The sequence below is a fragment of the Usitatibacter rugosus genome (assembly GCF_013003965.1).
Lineage (GTDB): Bacteria > Pseudomonadota > Gammaproteobacteria > Burkholderiales > Usitatibacteraceae > Usitatibacter > Usitatibacter rugosus.
Genome location: NZ_CP053069.1, coordinates 1,232,971 through 1,251,439, shown reverse-complemented (window position 1 = coordinate 1,251,439; position 18,469 = coordinate 1,232,971). Strand labels below are relative to the sequence as shown.

Below are 18,469 nucleotides of genomic sequence, written 5' to 3'. Positions count from 1 at the left end.
GACCCCATTTAATCGGAGGCAGGGAATGGCGAAGGATGTCGTCGAAGCAATCCGCAAGTCGAACGCAGGCAAGGTCAAGGTCGCGGTCTCGGACATCGACGGCGTCCTGCGCGGCAAGTACCTCCATCGCGACAAATTCTTCTCCGCGGTCGATGGGGGCTTCGGCTTCTGCGACGTCGTATTCGGCTGGGACATGCACGACCAGTGCTACGACAACGCGCAGCTCACGGGATGGCAGCACGGCTTCCCGGATGCATTGGCGCGGCTCGACCTCTCCACCCACCGCAAGGTGCCGTGGGACAACAACGTCGACTTCTTCCTCGGCGATTTCGTCACCGCCGACGGCAAGCCCCACCCCGCCTGCCCACGCCAGACGCTGAAGCGCGTGCTCGCCCGCGCCGAGAAGATGGGCTTCGGCGCGATGGTCGGCGCCGAGTACGAGTTCTTCAACTTCGCCGAGACGCCGCAGAGCTGGAACGAGAAGAAGGGCGTGGGACCCACCACGCTGACGCCCGGCATGTTCGGCTACTCGCTGCTGCGCGCGAACCTGAATCGTGAATATTTCAATGCGCTCATGGACGAATGCGCGGCGTTCGGCATTCCCATCGAGGGCCTGCACACCGAGACCGGGCCGGGTGTGTACGAGGTGGCGATCCAGTTTTCCGAAGCGCTCGAGCAAGCCGACCGCGCGCTGCTCTTCAAGACCGCGGCCAAGGAGATCGGCCATCGCTTCGGGATCATGCCGTCGTTCATGGCGAAGTGGAACGCGAGCTACCCGGGCTGCTCGGGCCATTTGCACCAGAGCCTCACCGACGGCAAGAAGAACCTCTTCCACGACGCGAAGGGGAAGAACGGCGGCATGTCGAAGCTCTTCGAGAGCTACCTCGCCGGCCAGTGCGCGGTGCTGATGGAGATGGCGCCGATGTTCTGGCCCACCATCAATTCGTACAAACGCCTCGTCGACGGTTTCTGGGCACCGGTGAAGCCCACGTGGGCCGTGGACAACCGCACGGCCTCGTTCCGCGTGATCCCCGGATCATCGAAGTCGATGCGCCTCGAGACACGATGCCCCGGCGCCGACATGAACCCCTATCTCGCGACGGCCGCCGTCATCGCCGCCGGACTACACGGCGTGGAGAAGGGATTCAAGCTCACGCAGAAGCCGATCCACGGCAGCAACCAGGGCTCGGAGCACATTCCCCGTGCTCCGCGCACGCTGATCGAGACCACGCGCAACCTCAAGCAATCGAAGGTCGCGCGGGACTGGTTCGGTGACGAGTTCGTCGACCACTTCGCCGCCACCCGCGAGTGGGAGTGGCGGCAGTGGCTGGATGCCGTGACGGACTGGGAATTGAAGCGCTACTTCGAGATCATCTAGCGCTTCACTGGATCCGCCACGTGTAGGTTGCCGGGGTCGCATCGAAGACCCCGCTGCTGTTGCGCGCGCGCACCTGGAACGTGTGCGTCGTGTGAGTAAGCCCGCCGTACGTCGTGCCGCTCGGTGAGCAGCCCACGAACGGCTCGCCATCCATCTTGCATTCGTACCCTGCCGCGCTGGGGCTCGCCGAATAGCGGAACGTCGCCGTCGTCGACGTCGTCACGGCCGCCGGCATCTGGGTGATCGTCGTCTCCGGCCCCGCCTGGAGGGAGAACGTGACCTGCGACGGCGTGGGATCCACGTCGTTGCCGAACCGAGCGCGCACGAAGAGCACGTGGACGCCCAAGGGGCCGGTGACCGTGTACGGGCTCGCGCAAGGCGCGTAGCCGCCGCCGTCGAGGCGGCATTCGAACGTGGAGCCCGGGAGCGAGGACGTGAAGGTGAACGTCAAGCTCGAGGCCGCCGGCGGCGCGCTGGGCGAGACCGACGTGTTCGGCACAGCCGGCTGCACCTGGTTCCAGCTCGAGATGGCCGGCGTGGGGTCCGGCATGCCGCTTGCGATCGCCCGGACCTCGAACGTACGCGGCCCGAGGGGGGGCATGCCGAGGGTGATCGGGCTCGAGCACGGGAAGGGCGAGCCGCCGTCCACGCGGCACTCGAACGTCGCCGGCGAAACGCTCGACGTGAAGGTAAAGGCCGCGATGCCGGTGGACACGCCGCTCGGCCCGCTCGTGATCGTCGTGTCCGGCGCACCGGCAGCCGCCTGGGTCCAGCTCGCGGTTGCGGGCGTGGGATCCGGCATGCCGTTCGCGATCGCCCGGACCTCGAACGTGCGCGGTCCCGGCGGAGGAGTACCGAGGTTGAACGGGCTCGCGCAGGCGAAATACGAGCTGTTGTCCACGCGGCACTCGAACGACGCGGGCGACGCGCTGGCGGTGAACGTGAAGACCGCCGGGGCGCTGGAGACGCCCGTCGGCCCGCTGGTAATCGTCGTCTCCGGCGGAGCCAGGGAAGTCGTCCACTGGTAAACCACCACCTGGCTCACATTGCCCGCGAGATCCTTGGCGCGCAACGCGAACACGTGCGACCCCGGCGGCAAGCCCGTGCGCGTGAACGGCGACGCGCAGGGCGCGAAGTCCATCCCCTCGTTGAGGCATTCGAACGTCGCTGCGGACTCGTTGGCCGAGAACACGAAGGTCGCAGTGCTGCTCGTCGAGGGATTCTCGGGCTTGCTCGTGATCATCGCCATCGGCGGTTGGGTGTCGATCGTGAAGGTGCGCGAGACCTCGGGCGAAGATTGGTTGCCCGCATCCATCGCACGCACATACAGCGTGTAGGTACCGTCCGAGCCGCCCCAGAGGTAAGGCGTCTGGCACGGGCCTTGCCACATCGGCCCCATCGGACTCTCGAAGCGGCAGTAGAACGTCGCGGCGGGATCGTTCGACAAGAACGTGAACGTGATCGGCATCGCGTTGGTCGGAGCCGTGGGTCCACCCGTGATCTCGACCGTCGGCGGCAGGTCGACGATCCACGCGCGCTCGGCGGGAGTCGGGTCCTTGACGCCTGCCGCGTCGATCGCACGGACCCGGAACGTGTGCGTGCCCTCGGAGAGGTTCGTGAACGACACCGGGACCGTGCAGGGCGTGAAGTCGCTGCCGTCGAGCGAGCACTCGAACGTGGACCACGGCTTCGACGACTGGAAGGCAAACATCGCGTCGCGGACCGGCGTCGGCGACTGCTGCGGCGAGAAGTAGTCGATCACTGTGTCGGGCGGCACCACGACGTCCGGCTCGAAGCGCGCGAGGATCCACGCCGCGCCCTCCGGCGAAGAATCGCTGCCGGCGACCACGACGCGGCCGTCGGCCTGCATCACGGAGGTGACCGCGTCGCCGTTGGTGACCGGCAGATTGGAGCCCGTGCCCGAAACGGCAGGATCGAGCGTTCCGTCGGCTCGCACGAGCGCGATGCCCAGGCCGCCCAGGTGGTCGATGGCCGCGAAGGTCTTGCCTTCGGCCGTGACATGCGCGGAGACGGCGCGCTCGCCCGAGGGCGTGAGCGTGTGCACCACCCGCCCGTTGACGCCGAAGCCCCAATCGAGCTGGCCGTTCGACTCGAGGCGCGCGAAGCAGGGATGCGCCACCGTATTGCCGCACGCCCCCGCGAGCACCACCTTGCCGTCGGCACCGATCGCGATGCCGCGCGCCGCGCTCGACATGCCGAAATCGACGATCGAGAACGCGCCGCCGCCCCACCCCGCGTCGGGCTGCAGCATGTCGGTGTAGCGGTACACGACCATGCCGAGCGTGCTCGACATGCGCGTATAGCCCGCGGCGAGCGCATTGCCGTTCGCGTCGAGCGCCAGGGCGGCCGGGACGTGTGCCTCGGCGCCGGTCCCAAGTAGAGTCGCGCTCGCCTGGATCGAACCGTCCGTCGCGAACTGCGTGAGGGCCATGCGTTCCGGTGCCGTGACCGCGGTGAGAAGGACCACGCGTCCGTCGCCCTTGATGGCGATCGCGGCCGGCTTGCCGTCGACCACGTACGAAATCCAGGTCGCATCGCGAGTGCCGTCGGCGTTGAGGCGGATCACGAGGACGATGGCCTGGCCCGCGTTGAAGCCCTCCAGCACCGCACTGCGAAGTGCCACGAGGATCTTGCCGTCGGCTTGCACGGCCGCGGCCTGCGCGGCGAGCGAGCGTGTGTTTCCTTCAATGCCAAGGTCGTAGTAACCGCCGGTACCGAATGTCGTGTCGGGTTGCCCGGACGCGGTGAGGCGTCCGACGCGCGCTGCACCTGCCTGGGAAGTGGCGGCGACGATCAGCTTGCCGTCCGGCTGGACGGCGAGCCCATTCACCGCGACCTGCGAAGCAGCCCAGGGCGCATAGATCCCCGCGCCGTTCGTGCCGTAAGCGGTGTCGATGGTGCCCTCGTAGTCCGAGAAGCGTGCGACGGCCACGGCATCGCCCTTGCGGCCGACGGAGAGGAACTTAAAGTTGCTCGTGACGTAGAGGCCGAGCACGCTGCCGCCGTCGGCCGGCGGCGGTCCGAAGTAGCGCCCGCCCTGGCCACAGTACGTCGCGATCCGGTTGTCCGGGTAGATACAGGCATACGCCGTGCGCGTGCCAGTGGCGTTCGAGACCGTACCCGCCACCATCACGATCCAGCCATCCTGCGTGATGTGCAGTGCCGAGGCCGACGCGTTGGCGTCGTTCGCCACGTCCATCGGGATGTCGATCGCTTGCGCGCCCTCGGCCGTGGTGTAGCCGGTGTCGGCAATGCGCCAGATATAGAACTTGGAGCTCGACTGCCCGTTCCAGTGCGTGTAGCTCGCCGTGCCTGCCACGACGATGGTGCCGGAGTTCTCGATGGCGACCGCGCGCGCCGTATCGCCTTCTCCCGTGTAGGACACCCAGGCGTTGTTCGTCATGCCGAAGGGGCCGACCTGGCCGTTGGCCTGGAAGCGCGTCGCGATCATGACGCGCGGGGCGCCCAGGCTCGCCGTGCCGTAGCCGACGCCGACGATGCGATCCGTGGCATCCACCGCGAGGGCGAGCAGCTCATCGTCGCCCACGGCCAGGGATTGGGTCGAAAGGCCCGGGGTGCTGAATTGATTGCCGAAGCTCGCATCCGGCGTTCCGTTGGGGAGGAAGCGCCGCATGAACGCGTTCGAAGTCCCCGTGGGCGTCTGGCGGCGGCTGCCGCCGATGATGATCCGCCCCTGCGAATCGACGGCGACGGCGCGCGCCGTCAGCACGCCCGCATCGTCGATGCGCCAGCCCGCGCCCCAGGGCCCGAAGCCGCTGGTCGGCGTGCCATCGGGAGTGATGGAGAAGAGCCCGATGCGGCCGCCACAGGAGGCCAGCGCGACGATCGAGGACCCGCCGCGCGCGATGCCCGTCGCGGTGCAGGAAAGATTGGTGCTCGGCCACCCGTCGGTCATCGGCGCCGGCATCGTGACCCAGCCCGCGTCTCCGAACGTGGCATCGAAGGTGCCGTCGCTGTTGAGGCGCGAGAAGACGACGTGCTGCAGGCCGTCGACCGGCGAGGCCATGTCGCCCACGACCGCGATGCGACCGTCATGGAGCTTCACGGAGCCCATCACGTTGACCGCGCGGCCTTCCGCGTAGGACAAGCGCGCGATGCCGGCGGTGCCGAACGTGGGGTCGAGATCGCCGGTTCCCGCGCTCGCCTGGGCGGTTAACAGCAGGAAACACGAAGTGACGAAAAGCGTCAGCAGATTGCGCATGATCTTTTTTCTCCCTGAGTACGCATGGTTTACCACGACCGATGCGCTTCCTCCAACCGGCTAAGATGACGATTCCAGGGGGAAAATTCGTGAGACAAATCCGCATCGCCGCAATCTCGGGCATGGCCGCCTTGCTGCCCGTGCTGGCCGCAGCCGCCGACACCTACATCACCGCCGAACGTCTTCTCGACGTGCGCGCCGGCAAATATCTCGAGAAGCCCGCGATCCTTGTTCGCGACGGCAAGATCGTGGACGTGAAGACGCAGGCGCAGTTACCCGCACCCGCCGATGCGAAGCGCATCGATCTCGCCGGCCTCACGCTGCTGCCCGGCCTCATCGACATGCACGTGCACATGGACAGCGATCCGACCTATGGCGGCTACACCTACCTCCAGTTCACCGACCGCTTCTGGTCGATGATCATGGTGCCGCAGGCGCGCCGCACGCTGGACGCCGGCTTCACCACCGTGCGCAACCTCGGCGCCTCCGACTGGAACGACGTGGGCCTGCGACAAGCGATCGAGGCCGGAAAAGTGATCGGCCCGCGAGTCGTGACGGCCGGATATTCATTTGGCTCTACCGGTGGGCACTGCGACCGCACGTACCTCCCGCCCTCGTTCAAGGCGAGCAACCCCTACAGCTTCGACAGCCCCGATGAAGCGCGCAAGAGTGTCCGTGCGGTCCGCAAGTACGGCGCGCAGGTCATCAAGATCTGCGCCACCGGCGGCGTCTTCTCGCGCAACACCGAGCCCGGGCAGCAACAGGTGAGCCTCGCCGAGATGAAGACGATCGTCGAGGAAGCGAGGATGCAGGGCCTGCAGGTCGCCGCGCATGCGCATGGCACCTCCGGCATCAAGGACGCCATCCGCGCCGGCGTGAACACCATCGAGCACGCGAGCCTGATCGACGACGAGGGCATCGCGCTCGCGAAGCAGCACGGAGCCTGGCTCTCGATGGACATCTACAACGGCACGTACACCGCGCTCGAGGGCAAGAAGAACGGCGTGCTCGAGGAGAACCTCAAGAAGGACCGCGACATCACCGACCTGCAGCGCGAGAACTTCCGCAAGGCGGTGGCAGCCGGCGCAAAGATGGTGTTCGGCACCGACGCGGGAATCTACCCGCACGGCGACAACGCGAAGCAGTTCGCGGTCATGGTGAAGTACGGCATGACGCCGCTGCAGGCCATTCAAGCGGCCACGCTGAATGCTTCGCAGGCGCTCGCCCGCGACGACGTGGGCATCGTCGAGAAGGGCCGCTACGCCGATCTCGTTGGCGTGAAGGGTGATCCCTTGAAGGACGTGACGGTGCTGGAAACCGTCGCCGCTGTCGTGAAGGGTGGGGAAGTCATCCCGCCCGCACGCTGAACCGCTGCTCCCATAACAACCCGGAGGAGATGGACATGGAAACGCTCGCTCGCCGCCGCACCCTGCGCTTGTGGACCGCACTGGCCGCGTTCGTTCCCGCGGCCGCCCTGGCACTCTCCCCGCTGCCGGCCGCGAAGCCGGAGGACGTCGGCATGTCCTCAGCCAAGCTCACGCAGATCGACAAGGTGATGAAGCAGGAGGTCGCCGACGGCAGCTTCCGCGGCGGCGTCGTGATGGTCGCGCGCAAGGGCAAGCTCGTCTATCACAAGGCCTGGGGCAACCAGACCGCGTCGGGCAAGCCCATGGTCGAGGACTCCATCTTCCGCATCTACTCGATGACCAAGCCGCTCACCTCGGTCGCGGCCATGCTGCTGGTGGAAGACGGCAAGATCCAGCTCACCGACCCGGTGTCGAAATACCTGCCGGGCTGGGACAAGATGCAGGTGAGTGTCGCGACCAAGGACGCCGCGGGCGCGACCACCTACGCGACGGTGCCGGCCGATCGTCCGATCACCGTGCAGGACCTGCTGCGCCACACATCGGGGCTCGCGTACGGCGAGATCACGCAGAACGCGCCCGTGAAGGAAGGCCTGGAGAAAGCGGGCGTCTATCGCAAGGACCTCGACTACGACTCGCGCGGCGTGACGCCGGCCGAGCAGGTCGAGCGCATGTCCACCGTGCCGCTCGCGTTCCAGCCGGGCACCACGTGGAACTACAGCCTGTCGGTGGACATTCTCGGGCGCGTGGTCGAGGCCGCCTCAGGCAAGCGGCTCGCCGAAGTGATCGAGGAGCGCATCACGAAGCCGCTCATGATGGTCGACACCGGCTTCTGGGTCCCGGCCGCGAAGATGCCACGCGTCACCGAGACGCTCGACAAGGACCGCTTCGCGCCGCGCGGCTTCCCCCTGCTCGACGTCTCCGCGCAACCGAAGAACGATTCGGGCGGCGCGGGCGCCGTTTCCACGGCCAGCGACTACCTGCGCTTCAGCCAGATGCTGCTGAACGGCGGCACGCTCGACGGCAACCGCATTCTGAGCCGCACGACCGTCCGCCTCATGACCTCCGACTCGCTCGGAGGCAACATCGCCACGCCGTTGCAACCCGGCGAGCTGCTGATGGGCGTGAAGGGCTACACGTTCGGCCTGGGCTTCATGGTCCGGCAGGGCGACGGCGTCGCAGGCGTGGCCGGTTCCGCGGGCGAGTTCATGTGGGCGGGGTACTCGGGCACGTTCTTCTGGGTCGATCCGAAGGAACAGCTGGTGGCGGTGTTCATGACGCCGGCGGCGAGCCCGAATCGCCCCTACTTCCGCCGCATGATCAAGAACCTCGTGTACCAGGCGATCGTCGACTGACGCCCGGCCCGGATTACGTGGCCCGAAGTCGCTAGGCGTCGGCGGCGTCGGGCTCCACGTCGCGCAGGAAGACCGTGAGATCCATCGTCGGCGGCTTCACCTTGTCGCGATAGAGCATCTCCGCGATGTAGCCACGGTGGTAGGTCTTGTGGTTGACGATGTGCAGCAGCATGTCGACGCGCGCCATCCTGGCTTCTTCGCCTCCGACGAACGTGAACGGCACGACCTCGCCCAGTTTCTCTCCGCTCAGGCCCGCCGCGTAATCCACGTACCAGGTGTCGATGCTGCGCTGCTCGACGGTGAGCTCCGCGAACGCCGGCAGCGTCGGGGTGTTGCGCGCCGTATAGCCGTGCTCCCGGCCTTCGAGGTTCGCCTGCCAGATGCGGTCCACGATGTGCATGTGGTTCAGGGTCTTCAGGATGCTGCCGGCACCGCCGCCGTCGCGCGCGAGCGCCTCTTCCGGCAGCGACTCCAGCGCCTTGAAAAGGCGGGCATGGGCCCACGCGGAATACCGCGTGAGCATTCGAACCTGTCGCAGGGCGCTCATGGGCGAATTATACGAGGCCGGGCTGGTACGATGATCGCGTCCCTATAGCAGCCATCCGCCATGTCCATCGACAAGTTCTCCTTTCCCACCACCATCCATTTCGGCGCCGGCGCCCGCGCGCTTGTGGCCAAGCACCTCGCCGACAACGGGCTCAAGCGCCCGCTCATCGTCACCGACAAGGGCCTCGCCGCGCTTCCGATCCTTGCGGACTTCCGTGCGTCGCTGAAGGGCCTGGAGGTCGAGACCTTCGGCGGCGTCTTCGGCAATCCCACCAAGTCGCAGGTCGATGCCGGTGCCGCCGCGGCGCGCGCCCACAAGGCGGATTCCATCATCGGCTTTGGCGGAGGCGCGGCGCTCGATGTCGCGAAGGCCGTGGCACTCATGGCCACGCATGACGGCGATGTCCTCCAATACGCGTGGGACCACCCGCAGGTGTTGCCGATCAAGAACGCCCTGCTCTACTTCGTGGCGCTGCCGACGACCAGCGGCACGGGCAGCGAGGTCGGCCGCTCGAGCGTGATCTCGCACGACACGACGCACGTGAAGAAGGTGATCTTCAATCCGGCGCTGCTCGCCAAGGCGGTGTTCGCCGATCCGGAGCTGACGCTGGACCTCCCCGCGAAGGTGACTGCGGCCACGGGCATGGACGCGCTCACGCACAACGTCGAGAGCTATCTCTCGCCCGCGTACCACCCGCTCTGCGACGGCATCGCGCTGGAAGGCGCGCGCCTCGCGGCGCGCTCGCTGGAAAAGGCCGTCGCGTCGCCGAAGGACATCGCCGCGCGCTCGGACATGATGATGTCCTCGCTGATGGGCGCCATCGCTTTCCAGAAGGACCTCGGTGCCGTGCACTCCTGCGCGCACGCGTTGGGCACGGTGGTGGACATGCACCACGGCTTCGCCAACGCGATCATGATCGACCACGTGATGCGCTTCAACGCGGACGCCGCGGCGGAGAAGATGTCGGAGCTTGCGCGGGTGTGTGGCGCCGGCTCGACCCCCGGGGACTTCATCCAGTGGCTCACGGCGCTCAAGTCGCGCCTCGGCATCCCCGCGAAGCTGGGCGAGGCCGGCGTCACGAAGGACAAGATTCCGGCGCTCGTCGCCATCGCCGTCGACGACATCTGCCACCAGACCAACCCGAAGCCGTGCACGAAGGCAGACTTCGAGAAGCTCTTCGCAGACGCGATCTAAAGCAGGGGTCAGACTCCTTTATTCGAATCGTCACCGGGCATCAGCCCGGCCGAACCGACTCGAATAAAGGAGTCTGACCCCTGGCTTTTGATGTGCTCGACGATGTGCCCGACCAACTCGTCGTGCAACACCGTCGGCAAGTCGTGCCCCATCCCCTTCACCACCACGTGCTTCACGCTACCACCCGCCTCGCGAATCACGCGTGCGGTGTCGGCGCCGCAGGGCGGGCGCAGCAGCGGGTCTTCGTCGCCATGAAGCACGAGCGACGGAACGCGGATCTTCGCGACGGTCTTGGTGCGGTCGCCCGCCGAGGCGATCGCCAGGATCTGCCGCGCGGCACCCGCGGGATTCGAGCCCTGCGAAACGTGGCGCTCGCAGAAGGCGCGTAGCTCGGCTTCAGGCGAAGGATGCGTCCGGCTGCCGATCACGCGCAGCAGGAACATGAGGTGGCGCACCGAGCTCTCGTAGTCGCCCGGCTTCGCGGGAGGCGAGAGCAAAGCCTTGAACGCCCGCCGCTCGGGCTTCGGCAGCTTCCGGCTCCCCGTCGTCGACATCACCGAGGTCATCGTCGAGATCCTCTCCGGGAACAGCGCCGCGAGGTTCTGCACGATCATCCCGCCCATCGAGGCGCCGATCACGTGCGGCTTCACGAGCCCCAGCGCATCGATGAACTCCGCGGTGTCGGCCGCCATGTCGTCCAGCGAATAGGGAGAATGGATCGGCAGGCGCAGCAGGTACTTGATCGCTTCCTTCGGGATGTTGGGCGTGCCGAGGAAGTCCAGCTGCGTGGAGCGGCCCGCGTCGCGGTTGTCCATGCGCACGACGTGGAACCCCGCGGCCGCGAGCTTCTCGCACAACGCGGAAGGCCAGAGGCGCATGTTCGCGCCCAGGCCCATCACCAGCAGGATCGAAGGATTCGAAGGGTCGCCGAGCGTCTCGTACTCGATCGAGACGCCGTTCGCGGAGACGCTAGGCACGCTTCGGGTCGTGGAAGGCCCACTGCCGCCAGCCGCGGCGATGGAACGGCTTCCAGCGTCCCTCGCGTTGCGCGAGCCGGTCCGCGATCGCATACCAGGCGGCGGGGTTCAGCCCCATGCCGACGTGGCTCGCGGTGAGCTCGATGTTCTCCGCGAGCGGGCTCGGCTCCTGGTACGAGCACTGCCACGACACGATGCCGTCGGTGCGGCTGAAGATGGACGTGGTCGGCACCGGCGGCGGCGAACGCACTTCCTTGAACACGTCCGGCTCGTCCAGCTTGTGGCCGCTCGCGAATTCGTAGATGCGCCAGGCATTCGTGGCCTTCGGGTCGCCGGTGAAGGGCGAGCCCAGCGTGACCACGCAGCGCACGTCGCGCGGAAGCCGCTTGGCGATCTCGCGCGCGTACACGCCGCCCAGGCTCCAGCCCACGAGGCTCACCTTCCGCCCGCTGGACTTCCGCAGTGCGAGAACGCGCTCGATGCTTTCGTCCAGCACGCCCTCGCGCGGGCCGAAGTTGCGCTTCAATTCCCAGCCGTGGGCGTCGAAGCCCATGTGGCGCAGGAAGAGGCGCAGGGGAAGCGTGCTGGTATCCGTGAGGACGAGGCCGGGATAGACGATGACGGAGTGCCCGTCGCCGGAAGCGGCCTTCCGCAGCCAGGGCATGGCGGCGAGGGTGGCTCCGGCCTCCCAGGGCGCGCGGCCTTCGAGGGCGAGGAGGAGCGGTCCGGGCGGCAACAGAGCCTGTTCGGCCTCTTGTGGAACACGTGTCGTTTTCGGCACCCCGTCATTCTGTCACAAGAACCCTTGTCGTCCAGCGGCGTCGAAAAGGGATAAATCCGGCAAAATGACCCCATGGACCCCCTGAAGATCGGCCTCTCCGCCCGGCTCCTGTACCCGGATCCGTCGCGCACCTTCCTGCCCACCAAGACCGTGCAGTACATGGAGCAGTCCGCGGCCAACTGGGTGATGTCCGGCGGCGTGCTCGCCTACATGATCCCCGAGATCAGCCTCGCCTCGCCTCACCTGCCCATCGGCATCACGGTGAAGGACTACGTGAACTCGCTCGATGGCCTCGTGCTCCAGGGCGGCGCCGACATGTCGCCCGAATCCTATGGCGAGACGCCGATGAGCCCCGCATGGTCGGGCGACAAGATCCGCGACCGCTACGAGATCGAGCTCTTCAACGAGTTCGTGCACCAGGGCAAGCCGGTCTTCGGAATCTGCCGCGGTTGCCAGGTCATCAATGTGGCCCTCGGCGGCACGCTCTACCAGGACCTTGCCACGCAGGTCTCGGCCGGCCACCACCGCGACGAGGCGAAGTACGAGAACAACTTCCACGACCTGGTCGTGCTGCCCGACACGTGGCTCGCGCGCATGTATCCCAAGGTCACGCGCACCCGCATCAACACGATCCACCACCAGGCGGTCAAGACGCTGGGCGAGGGCCTCGTGGTCGAGGCAAAGAGCGATCCGGACGAGATCGTCGAGGCCGTGCGCTGGGAGGGCCACAGCTTCGTGGTCGGCGTGCAGTGGCACCCGGAGTTCATGGATCCGAAGGATGTCTCGTTGATGGATGGGAAGCCGCTGCTCGACGCCTTCCTGGGCGCCTGCACGCAGCGCAAGCAGACAGGGAAGCCGTCGCCGGTCCTGGCGCAAGCGGCATAAGGGGAATCATGGCGAAGTTGAAGGTAGTGAACCCGGCGACGGGCAAGGTCGCCGCGTCCCTCGACGCCGACGACGCGAAGAGCGTCAAGGCGAAATACGAACGCGCCCGCGCGGCGCAGGCGAAGTGGGCGAAGGTCCCGCTGAAGAAGCGCCTCGCCGCCATCTCCGCCTTCCGCGAGAAGATCGTCGCGGAAACGGAACACCTCGCGAAGGTGCTCACCACCGAGGTCGGCAAGCCCATCTCGCAATCGCGCAACGAATTGAAGGGCCTGCTGCCCCGCATCGACTTCTTCCTCGAGCAGACGGCGAAGACGCTGCGCCCGAAGACGGTCACCCAGGGCGGTACGGAAGAGCGGATCTCGCTGGAACCCCTGGGCGTCGTCGCCAACATCTCGGCGTGGAACTACCCCTACTTCGTGGGCGCGAACGTCTTCGTGCCGGCGCTGCTCGCGGGCAATGCGGTTCTCTACAAGCCTTCCGAGTACAGCGCGATGACCGGCCTCGAGATCGCGCGCCTGCTTCACGCGAGCGGCATTCCCGCCGACGTGTTCATCCCGTTGATCGGCGCGGGCGACGTGGGTGCCGCGCTCTTGAAGCAGCCCGTCGATGGCGTGTTCTTCACCGGCTCTTACGGCACGGGCAAGAAGATCGCCGAGGCCGTGCGCGGCCGCATGATCAAGCTGCAGCTGGAGTTGGGCGGCAAGGACCCGGTGTATGTGTGCGAGGACGTGGATGTCGCGAAAGCCGCCGCCGGCATCGCCGATGGCGCGTTCTACAACACCGGCCAGAGCTGCTGCTCGGTCGAGCGCATCTACGTGCACCAGAAGGTCTTCAAGTCCTTCGTCGATGCCTTCGTTGCGGAGGTGAAGGGCTTCAAGTCCGGCGACCCGATGGACGACAAGACGTACATCGCCCCGCTCACGCGCGCCCCGCAGGTGAAGGTGCTGGAGGCGCAGGTCTCGGACGCGAAGAAGAAAGGCGCCAAGGTCCTCACCGGCGGCAAGCGCGGCAAGGGCAGCTTCTTCGAGCCCACGGTGCTGGTCGACGTGAACCACTCGATGGCGGTGATGCGCGAGGAGAGCTTCGGCCCGATCATCGGCCTCATGCCCGTCGCCGACGACGCCGAGGCCCAGCGCCTCATGAACGACACCGACTACGGCCTCACCGCCGGGGTCTACACCGCCAACCGCAAGCGCGCCGAGAAGATCCTCGCAGGCGTGAATTCGGGCTCGGTGTACTGGAATTGCTGCGACCGCGTAAGTCCTGCACTTCCGTGGTCAGGCGTGGGACACTCGGGGGTCGGCCTGACCCTGTCCAGGTACGGCATAGAGACCTTCGCCAGAACGAAGGCGTGGCACCTCCGCAAACCCTAGGAGATTCCCCCATGAGTGCGTCGTCCCGCACGACCTTGTCCCGCGCCTTCGCCTCCGCGATCGCGCTCGCGGCGAGCGCAGCCGTCATGTCCGCAGACCATGCGGAATCTCCTGGCACCGATGCGGATCCCGCGGCCGACCTCGCCGACGTCTTCATCTTCACCTCGCCGCAGTCCGGCGCGAAGACGGTTGCCGCCATCACCTTCGGCGGCCGCGCCGCGCCGCGCTCCCGCATCGACGGCAGCTTCTACTGCGACCCGAACGTCCTCTACACCCTGCACATCGACCGCGAGGCGCCCAACGGAACGTTCGACAACGTCCCGGACGTGGAGATTCGCGCTCGCCTGGGCACCAACGGCAAGGGCGAATGCGGCCTGCAGCTGGAAAATGTTCCCGGCGCGGGCGGCACCTTCTCCGGCCCCACGGAAGAGGTGTTCACCTCGCCCACGGGCATGCGGGCGTTCGCCGGCCTTCGCAACGATCCCTTCTTCTTCGATGGGGAAGGCTATGCGGCGCTGGTCGCCTCCTTCGCCGCGCCCGGGCAGAACGGCGACGTCGTGGGCGCCTTCCGCCTCGTCGGCAACCAGCCGCGGCGCGACTCGTTCGCGAACCGCAACGTCTCGGCGATCGTCTTCGAGATGCCGAACGTCGACCTGGCGCCTCCCTCGGGCAATTTCCGCCCGCGTGTGCGCGTGTGGGCCACCACCGCACGGCTCGTGAGCTGACCGCCATGATGACCCTTCCGCGTTCCTTCCTTTTCCTCCCGGCCGTTGCCGTCCTGCTCTCGGGTTGCGGCGGCGACAGCGACAGCAATGGCAACTTCAGCTTCAAGAGCGACGCACCCGACCGCTACGTGCGAGTGGATCGCACGGGGCAGCCGGCGCTCGCCACCGCGCTCCTCTCGCGCGACCCGGCCGTGCCCGCACCGGGGCCGACCGGCGCGCAGCTGAACCCCGGCAACGCCTCCAACTCGTTCAACAACCAGCGCGATGCGTTGAACCGGGGCGATCCGGTCAACGACGCGCGCGACTTCGCGGTCCTGCTCACGGTGGGCGCGCAGTCGAACTCGCTGCGCAACATCCACTACAAGGTCGGGCCGCAGCTGCGGGCGCTGGGCCTCACGCCCTGCTCCACCGAAACGGCCACGCCGCCGGCGAGCAGCGCACAGGTCGACATCTCGGTCTGCGCCGCGCAAGCGGCACCCGTCGTCGTCCCGGACGTGATCACGTTCGACCTCGGTGCCCCCAGCGGCTGGCCCAACGGCCGCGGCTTCGACGATCCCGTGGTGGACCGCCTGCTGGCCGCCGCGCTGCTCAGGATCTCCGGCACGGCACCGCCCCACACGCTGAACGCGCTCGTGGGCGTGATCAACCCGACGCGAGACGAGGTGAACACCATCCTCCCGCTCGCCTTCCCGCACCTGCGGGACCGCCATCCTTGAGATGGCCGGGCACAGGGCGCGGCCTTGCCGCGGCCCTGTCGGTGCTGGTGCTGTCCGTGACCGCGGGCTGCGACCGGTCCGCCGTCGCATCCACGGCGCCCGCGGCGAAGCCCGCCGCGGCAAAGCCGTCCTATGCGAGTGAGCTCGCCAACCTCGACGCGGCGATCGCCGACGGCGTAGCCCTCGCCGCGAAGCGGCCCGACGACACACTGGTGCCCCTGGAGGTCGTCACGCTCTACCTCGAGCGCGCACGCCTCACGGGCAACTACGAGGATTACCGCCGCGCCGAGCTCCTCCTCGACGCGCAGCCCGGCGCCCGCGTGCCCACGGCTTCGTTCTGCCTCGCGCGCGCCCGCCTCCACTTCACGCTGCACCGCCTGAAGCAAACCGCCGCGGCGCTCGACACCTGTCCCGCCGGCACGTCGGCGCCCGACATGGCGGCCCTGCGCGCGGACATCGCGATGTACTCGGGCCGCTACCGCGACGCCGAGGAAACCTACCGCGCGCTCGTGAACCAGCTCGGCGGCTCGCAACACTTCACGCGCCTGGCCCTGCTGCGCAAGTCCCTGGGCGCGCCCGGCGAGGCCGCGGCGTTGCTCGAGGCGGCCGAATCGCGTTACTACGGCGTCTCCGCGACGCAGAAGGCCTGGTACAAGCTGCAGCGCGGGCTGGTCGCGCTCGAGCGTGGCCGCTACGACGAAGCACTCGCGCTCTACCGCCGCGCCGAAGAAGCGCTGCCGGGCTGGTGGCTCGTGGAAGAGCACATCGCGGAGGTGACGCACTTCCGCGGCGACAACAATGCGGCGGCCACGCTCTATCGATCGATCGTCGAGCGCACGCGCGCTCCGGAGTTCATGGACGCGCTCGCCGCGATCGAGCACGCCCAGGGCCAAGAAGAAAAAGCGCGTGAACTGTCCGCCCAGGCACGGGCCCTGTACGAGCGCCGGCTGTCGGAATTTCCGGAGGCTGCCGCGGGCCACGCGCTCGACCACTTCCTCGTGCATCCAGTCGACGCGCCTCGCGCGATCACGCTCGCCGAGTCCAATTTCCGCGTGCGTCCTTACGGCGAATCCGCCGTCGGTCTCGCCAAGGCCTGGATCCTCTCCGGGCAGCCGAAGCGCGCGGTTCCCATCCTCGCCACGCAGGTCGCGAACGGCTGGGATACGGCCGAAGCCCGCTGGGTTCTCGCCGAGGCGATGGACCGGTCCGGCCAGCGCTCCGATGCCGAGCGCGAACGCGCCCGGGCCCTCTCGAAAAACCCCGAAAGCGCGAGGATGTACGCGCTTCCCCAATGACAATCCCGTGGAGATTGCCGTGAGAAAAACCCTGCTCGCCTTCGCCCTGCTCTCTTGCGGTGACCTCGCCGCGCAATCGCGGCCGGTGTACGTCGACGAGACCAGCGACGCCTACAAGTCCGGCTTCAAGGAAGGCTACTCGCAGGGATTCCGCGAAGGCCTCGCCGAGGCGCAGAAGCGCGGCGTCTCGGTGCAGCCGCCCCCGCAGGTCATCGTCGCGCCGCCGAGGCCGGGCCCGAGCGGGCCGATCACGATCTCCAGCGCCGTGTATGGCTCCGAGAAGAAGAGCTGCAACGCCCTGGGCTGGCTCTCGCGCCGCGTGAACGGGCGCATGACGGCGAGCGTGGAGGTGGAGAATTCCATCTGCGGCGATCCGGCGCCGGGCGCGCGCAAGCAGCTCGAGGTCGCCTACATCTGCGGCGGCTTCGCCAAGACCGCTTCGGCCTACGAGCACCGCACGCTCTACCTCGACTGCACCAGCTAATCAGGCCCCGTCGCGGTTCGCGGCGACCCAGCCCATGAAGATCTGGTAGCCGAGCGCCAGCAGCACGGCGCCCACGAACATCCCGAGGATTCCCGCGGCGGCCATGCCGCCCAGCGCGCCGATGAGGATCACCGGCATGGGCGCATCGACTCCGCGGCCCAGCATCAGCGGCTTCAACACGTTGTCGGCCATTCCCGAGACGAAGATCAGCGCCGTGTAGAGCGACGCTTCGAGCGTGCCGTAGTCGCCCCGCCACCAGATCCAGCCGATCGCCGGCAGCGTGACGATGAGCGCGGGCACCTGCGCGATGCCGAGCACCAGCACCACCAGCGCCAGCACGCCGGCCCAGGGAACGCCCGCGACCAGCAGGCACAGCCCGACGATGATCGCCTGGATGAACGCGACGCCGATCACCCCCTGCGCCACGGCGCGGATGGTCGCGGTGCACAGGCGCGTGAACTCCGCGCCGCGCCCGCCGCCCACGACGCGCTCGAAGATCCGCTCGCTGCTGGTTCCACCCGACTGGCCGTACGCCATGATGATGCCCGCGACGATGAGGGCCCCGAGGAACTGCAGCAATCCGGTCGCGATGCCGCCGACGAATCCGAGCACCGTCTTCGCGAGCTCGCCGATCTTCGGCTGCAGGCTCTCCACGAAGGCCTTCGGATCGTCGTGCGCCCGGGTCCACGTTCCGTGGATCTTCTCGCCGACAAAAGGCCAGCCCGCGATGAAGTCGGGCGGCCTCGGGACCTCGATGCTGTGGTCCTGCACCTTCGAGATGAGCTGGTGCACCGAGTCGCCGAGCGAGCTCATGAGCACGGCCGTCGGCACGATGAGCACCACGAAGGCCAGCAGCACCATCAGCGTGGAGGAGAGGCCCTGGCGCCCGCGCAGCCGCGCGGCCAGCACCTGGTGGATCGGATACATCGTGATCGCGAGGATCACCGCCCAGACCATCAGCGTGAGGAAGGGCGCGAAGATCCGGTAGCAGAGCATCGCCAGCGCGACGAGCAGGCCCGCCCGGATGAGCGTGTCCATCAGCCGTGTCGAGGGGCGGGGCTCCGGTGCTTTGTCGGTCGTGACGGCGTCCATGGGCTTCTCCCGGAATTCTCGGGCGAAGTATGCGCCGCCCAACCCCCGTAATGAAAAAAG

Annotated in this window: 15 protein-coding genes; 10 read left to right on the top strand and 5 right to left on the bottom strand. The window is 67.6% G+C overall.

The annotated features are described in order from the left end of the window. Positions 1-25: 25 nt before the first annotated feature. A complete protein-coding gene (locus DSM104443_RS06270) occupies positions 26-1,378 on the top strand; it encodes a glutamine synthetase family protein (RefSeq protein WP_171090505.1) in 1,353 nt (450 codons plus the stop codon). 4 nt (positions 1,379-1,382) lie between these two features. Here DSM104443_RS06270 and DSM104443_RS06265 read toward each other — a convergent pair whose 3' ends face one another. Next, positions 1,383-5,621, bottom strand: coding sequence for a hypothetical protein (locus DSM104443_RS06265; protein WP_171090503.1), 4,239 nt, complete (start codon positions 5,619-5,621; stop codon positions 1,383-1,385). Positions 5,622-5,710: 89 nt separating this feature from the next. Here DSM104443_RS06265 and DSM104443_RS06260 point away from each other — a divergent pair, with 89 nt between their 5' ends. Then, positions 5,711-6,988 carry a Xaa-Pro dipeptidase gene (locus DSM104443_RS06260; protein ID WP_212756990.1) on the top strand — a complete coding sequence of 426 codons (1,278 nt, stop codon included), beginning with the start codon at positions 5,711-5,713 and terminating at the stop codon, positions 6,986-6,988. Positions 6,989-7,023: 35 nt separating this feature from the next. Beyond that, entirely contained in the window at positions 7,024-8,340 is a 1,317-nt protein-coding gene (locus tag DSM104443_RS06255) for a serine hydrolase domain-containing protein (protein ID WP_171090499.1), read from the top strand. A 31-nt stretch (positions 8,341-8,371) separates the two neighbouring features. On the opposite strand, the gene DSM104443_RS06250 is transcribed toward DSM104443_RS06255, so the two are convergent. Next, complete coding sequence (locus DSM104443_RS06250) at positions 8,372-8,887, bottom strand: DinB family protein (RefSeq protein ID WP_171090497.1); 516 nt, start codon at positions 8,885-8,887, stop codon at positions 8,372-8,374. Positions 8,888-8,947: 60 nt separating this feature from the next. Here DSM104443_RS06250 and DSM104443_RS06245 point away from each other — a divergent pair, with 60 nt between their 5' ends. Beyond that, positions 8,948-10,081: an iron-containing alcohol dehydrogenase gene (locus DSM104443_RS06245; RefSeq protein ID WP_171090495.1), complete on the top strand. Its 1,134-nt coding sequence runs from the start codon at positions 8,948-8,950 to the stop codon at positions 10,079-10,081. A gap of 8 nt (positions 10,082-10,089) precedes the next feature. On the opposite strand, the gene DSM104443_RS06240 is transcribed toward DSM104443_RS06245, so the two are convergent. Both DSM104443_RS06240 and DSM104443_RS06235 read right to left on the bottom strand, forming a co-directional pair. After that, positions 10,090-11,058 carry an alpha/beta fold hydrolase gene (locus tag DSM104443_RS06240; protein WP_171090493.1) on the bottom strand — a complete coding sequence of 323 codons (969 nt, stop codon included), beginning with the start codon at positions 11,056-11,058 and terminating at the stop codon, positions 10,090-10,092. Continuing rightward, entirely contained in the window at positions 11,051-11,794 is a 744-nt protein-coding gene (locus tag DSM104443_RS06235; protein ID WP_212756988.1) for an alpha/beta fold hydrolase, read from the bottom strand. Before DSM104443_RS06235 ends, DSM104443_RS06240 begins: the two co-directional genes overlap by 8 nt. Positions 11,795-11,911: 117 nt before the next feature. Between DSM104443_RS06235 and DSM104443_RS06230 the strand changes: the two genes are divergently transcribed. The 6 genes from DSM104443_RS06230 to DSM104443_RS06205 are packed head-to-tail and all read left to right on the top strand — an operon-like array spanning position 11,912 to position 17,317. After that, a complete protein-coding gene (locus DSM104443_RS06230) occupies positions 11,912-12,724 on the top strand; it encodes a gamma-glutamyl-gamma-aminobutyrate hydrolase family protein (protein WP_171090490.1) in 813 nt (270 codons plus the stop codon). 8 nt (positions 12,725-12,732) lie between these two features. After that, positions 12,733-14,097 (top strand): aldehyde dehydrogenase family protein, encoded by a 1,365-nt coding sequence (locus DSM104443_RS06225; RefSeq protein ID WP_171090488.1) that lies wholly within the window; start codon positions 12,733-12,735, stop codon positions 14,095-14,097. Positions 14,098-14,108: 11 nt separating this feature from the next. Next, positions 14,109-14,822 carry a DUF4331 family protein gene (locus tag DSM104443_RS06220; protein WP_171090486.1) on the top strand — a complete coding sequence of 238 codons (714 nt, stop codon included), beginning with the start codon at positions 14,109-14,111 and terminating at the stop codon, positions 14,820-14,822. Positions 14,823-14,827: 5 nt separating this feature from the next. Then, positions 14,828-15,538 carry a hypothetical protein gene (locus DSM104443_RS06215; RefSeq protein WP_171090484.1) on the top strand — a complete coding sequence of 237 codons (711 nt, stop codon included), beginning with the start codon at positions 14,828-14,830 and terminating at the stop codon, positions 15,536-15,538. Further along, positions 15,535-16,833: a tetratricopeptide repeat protein gene (locus tag DSM104443_RS06210; protein ID WP_171090482.1), complete on the top strand. Its 1,299-nt coding sequence runs from the start codon at positions 15,535-15,537 to the stop codon at positions 16,831-16,833. The genes DSM104443_RS06215 and DSM104443_RS06210 overlap by 4 nt, the downstream gene beginning before the upstream one ends. A 19-nt stretch (positions 16,834-16,852) precedes the next feature. Continuing rightward, complete coding sequence (locus DSM104443_RS06205) at positions 16,853-17,317, top strand: hypothetical protein (RefSeq protein ID WP_171090480.1); 465 nt, start codon at positions 16,853-16,855, stop codon at positions 17,315-17,317. Here DSM104443_RS06205 and DSM104443_RS06200 read toward each other — a convergent pair whose 3' ends face one another. Continuing rightward, entirely contained in the window at positions 17,318-18,409 is a 1,092-nt protein-coding gene (locus DSM104443_RS06200; protein ID WP_171090478.1) for an AI-2E family transporter, read from the bottom strand. Between the last annotated feature and the right edge of the window lie 60 nt (positions 18,410-18,469).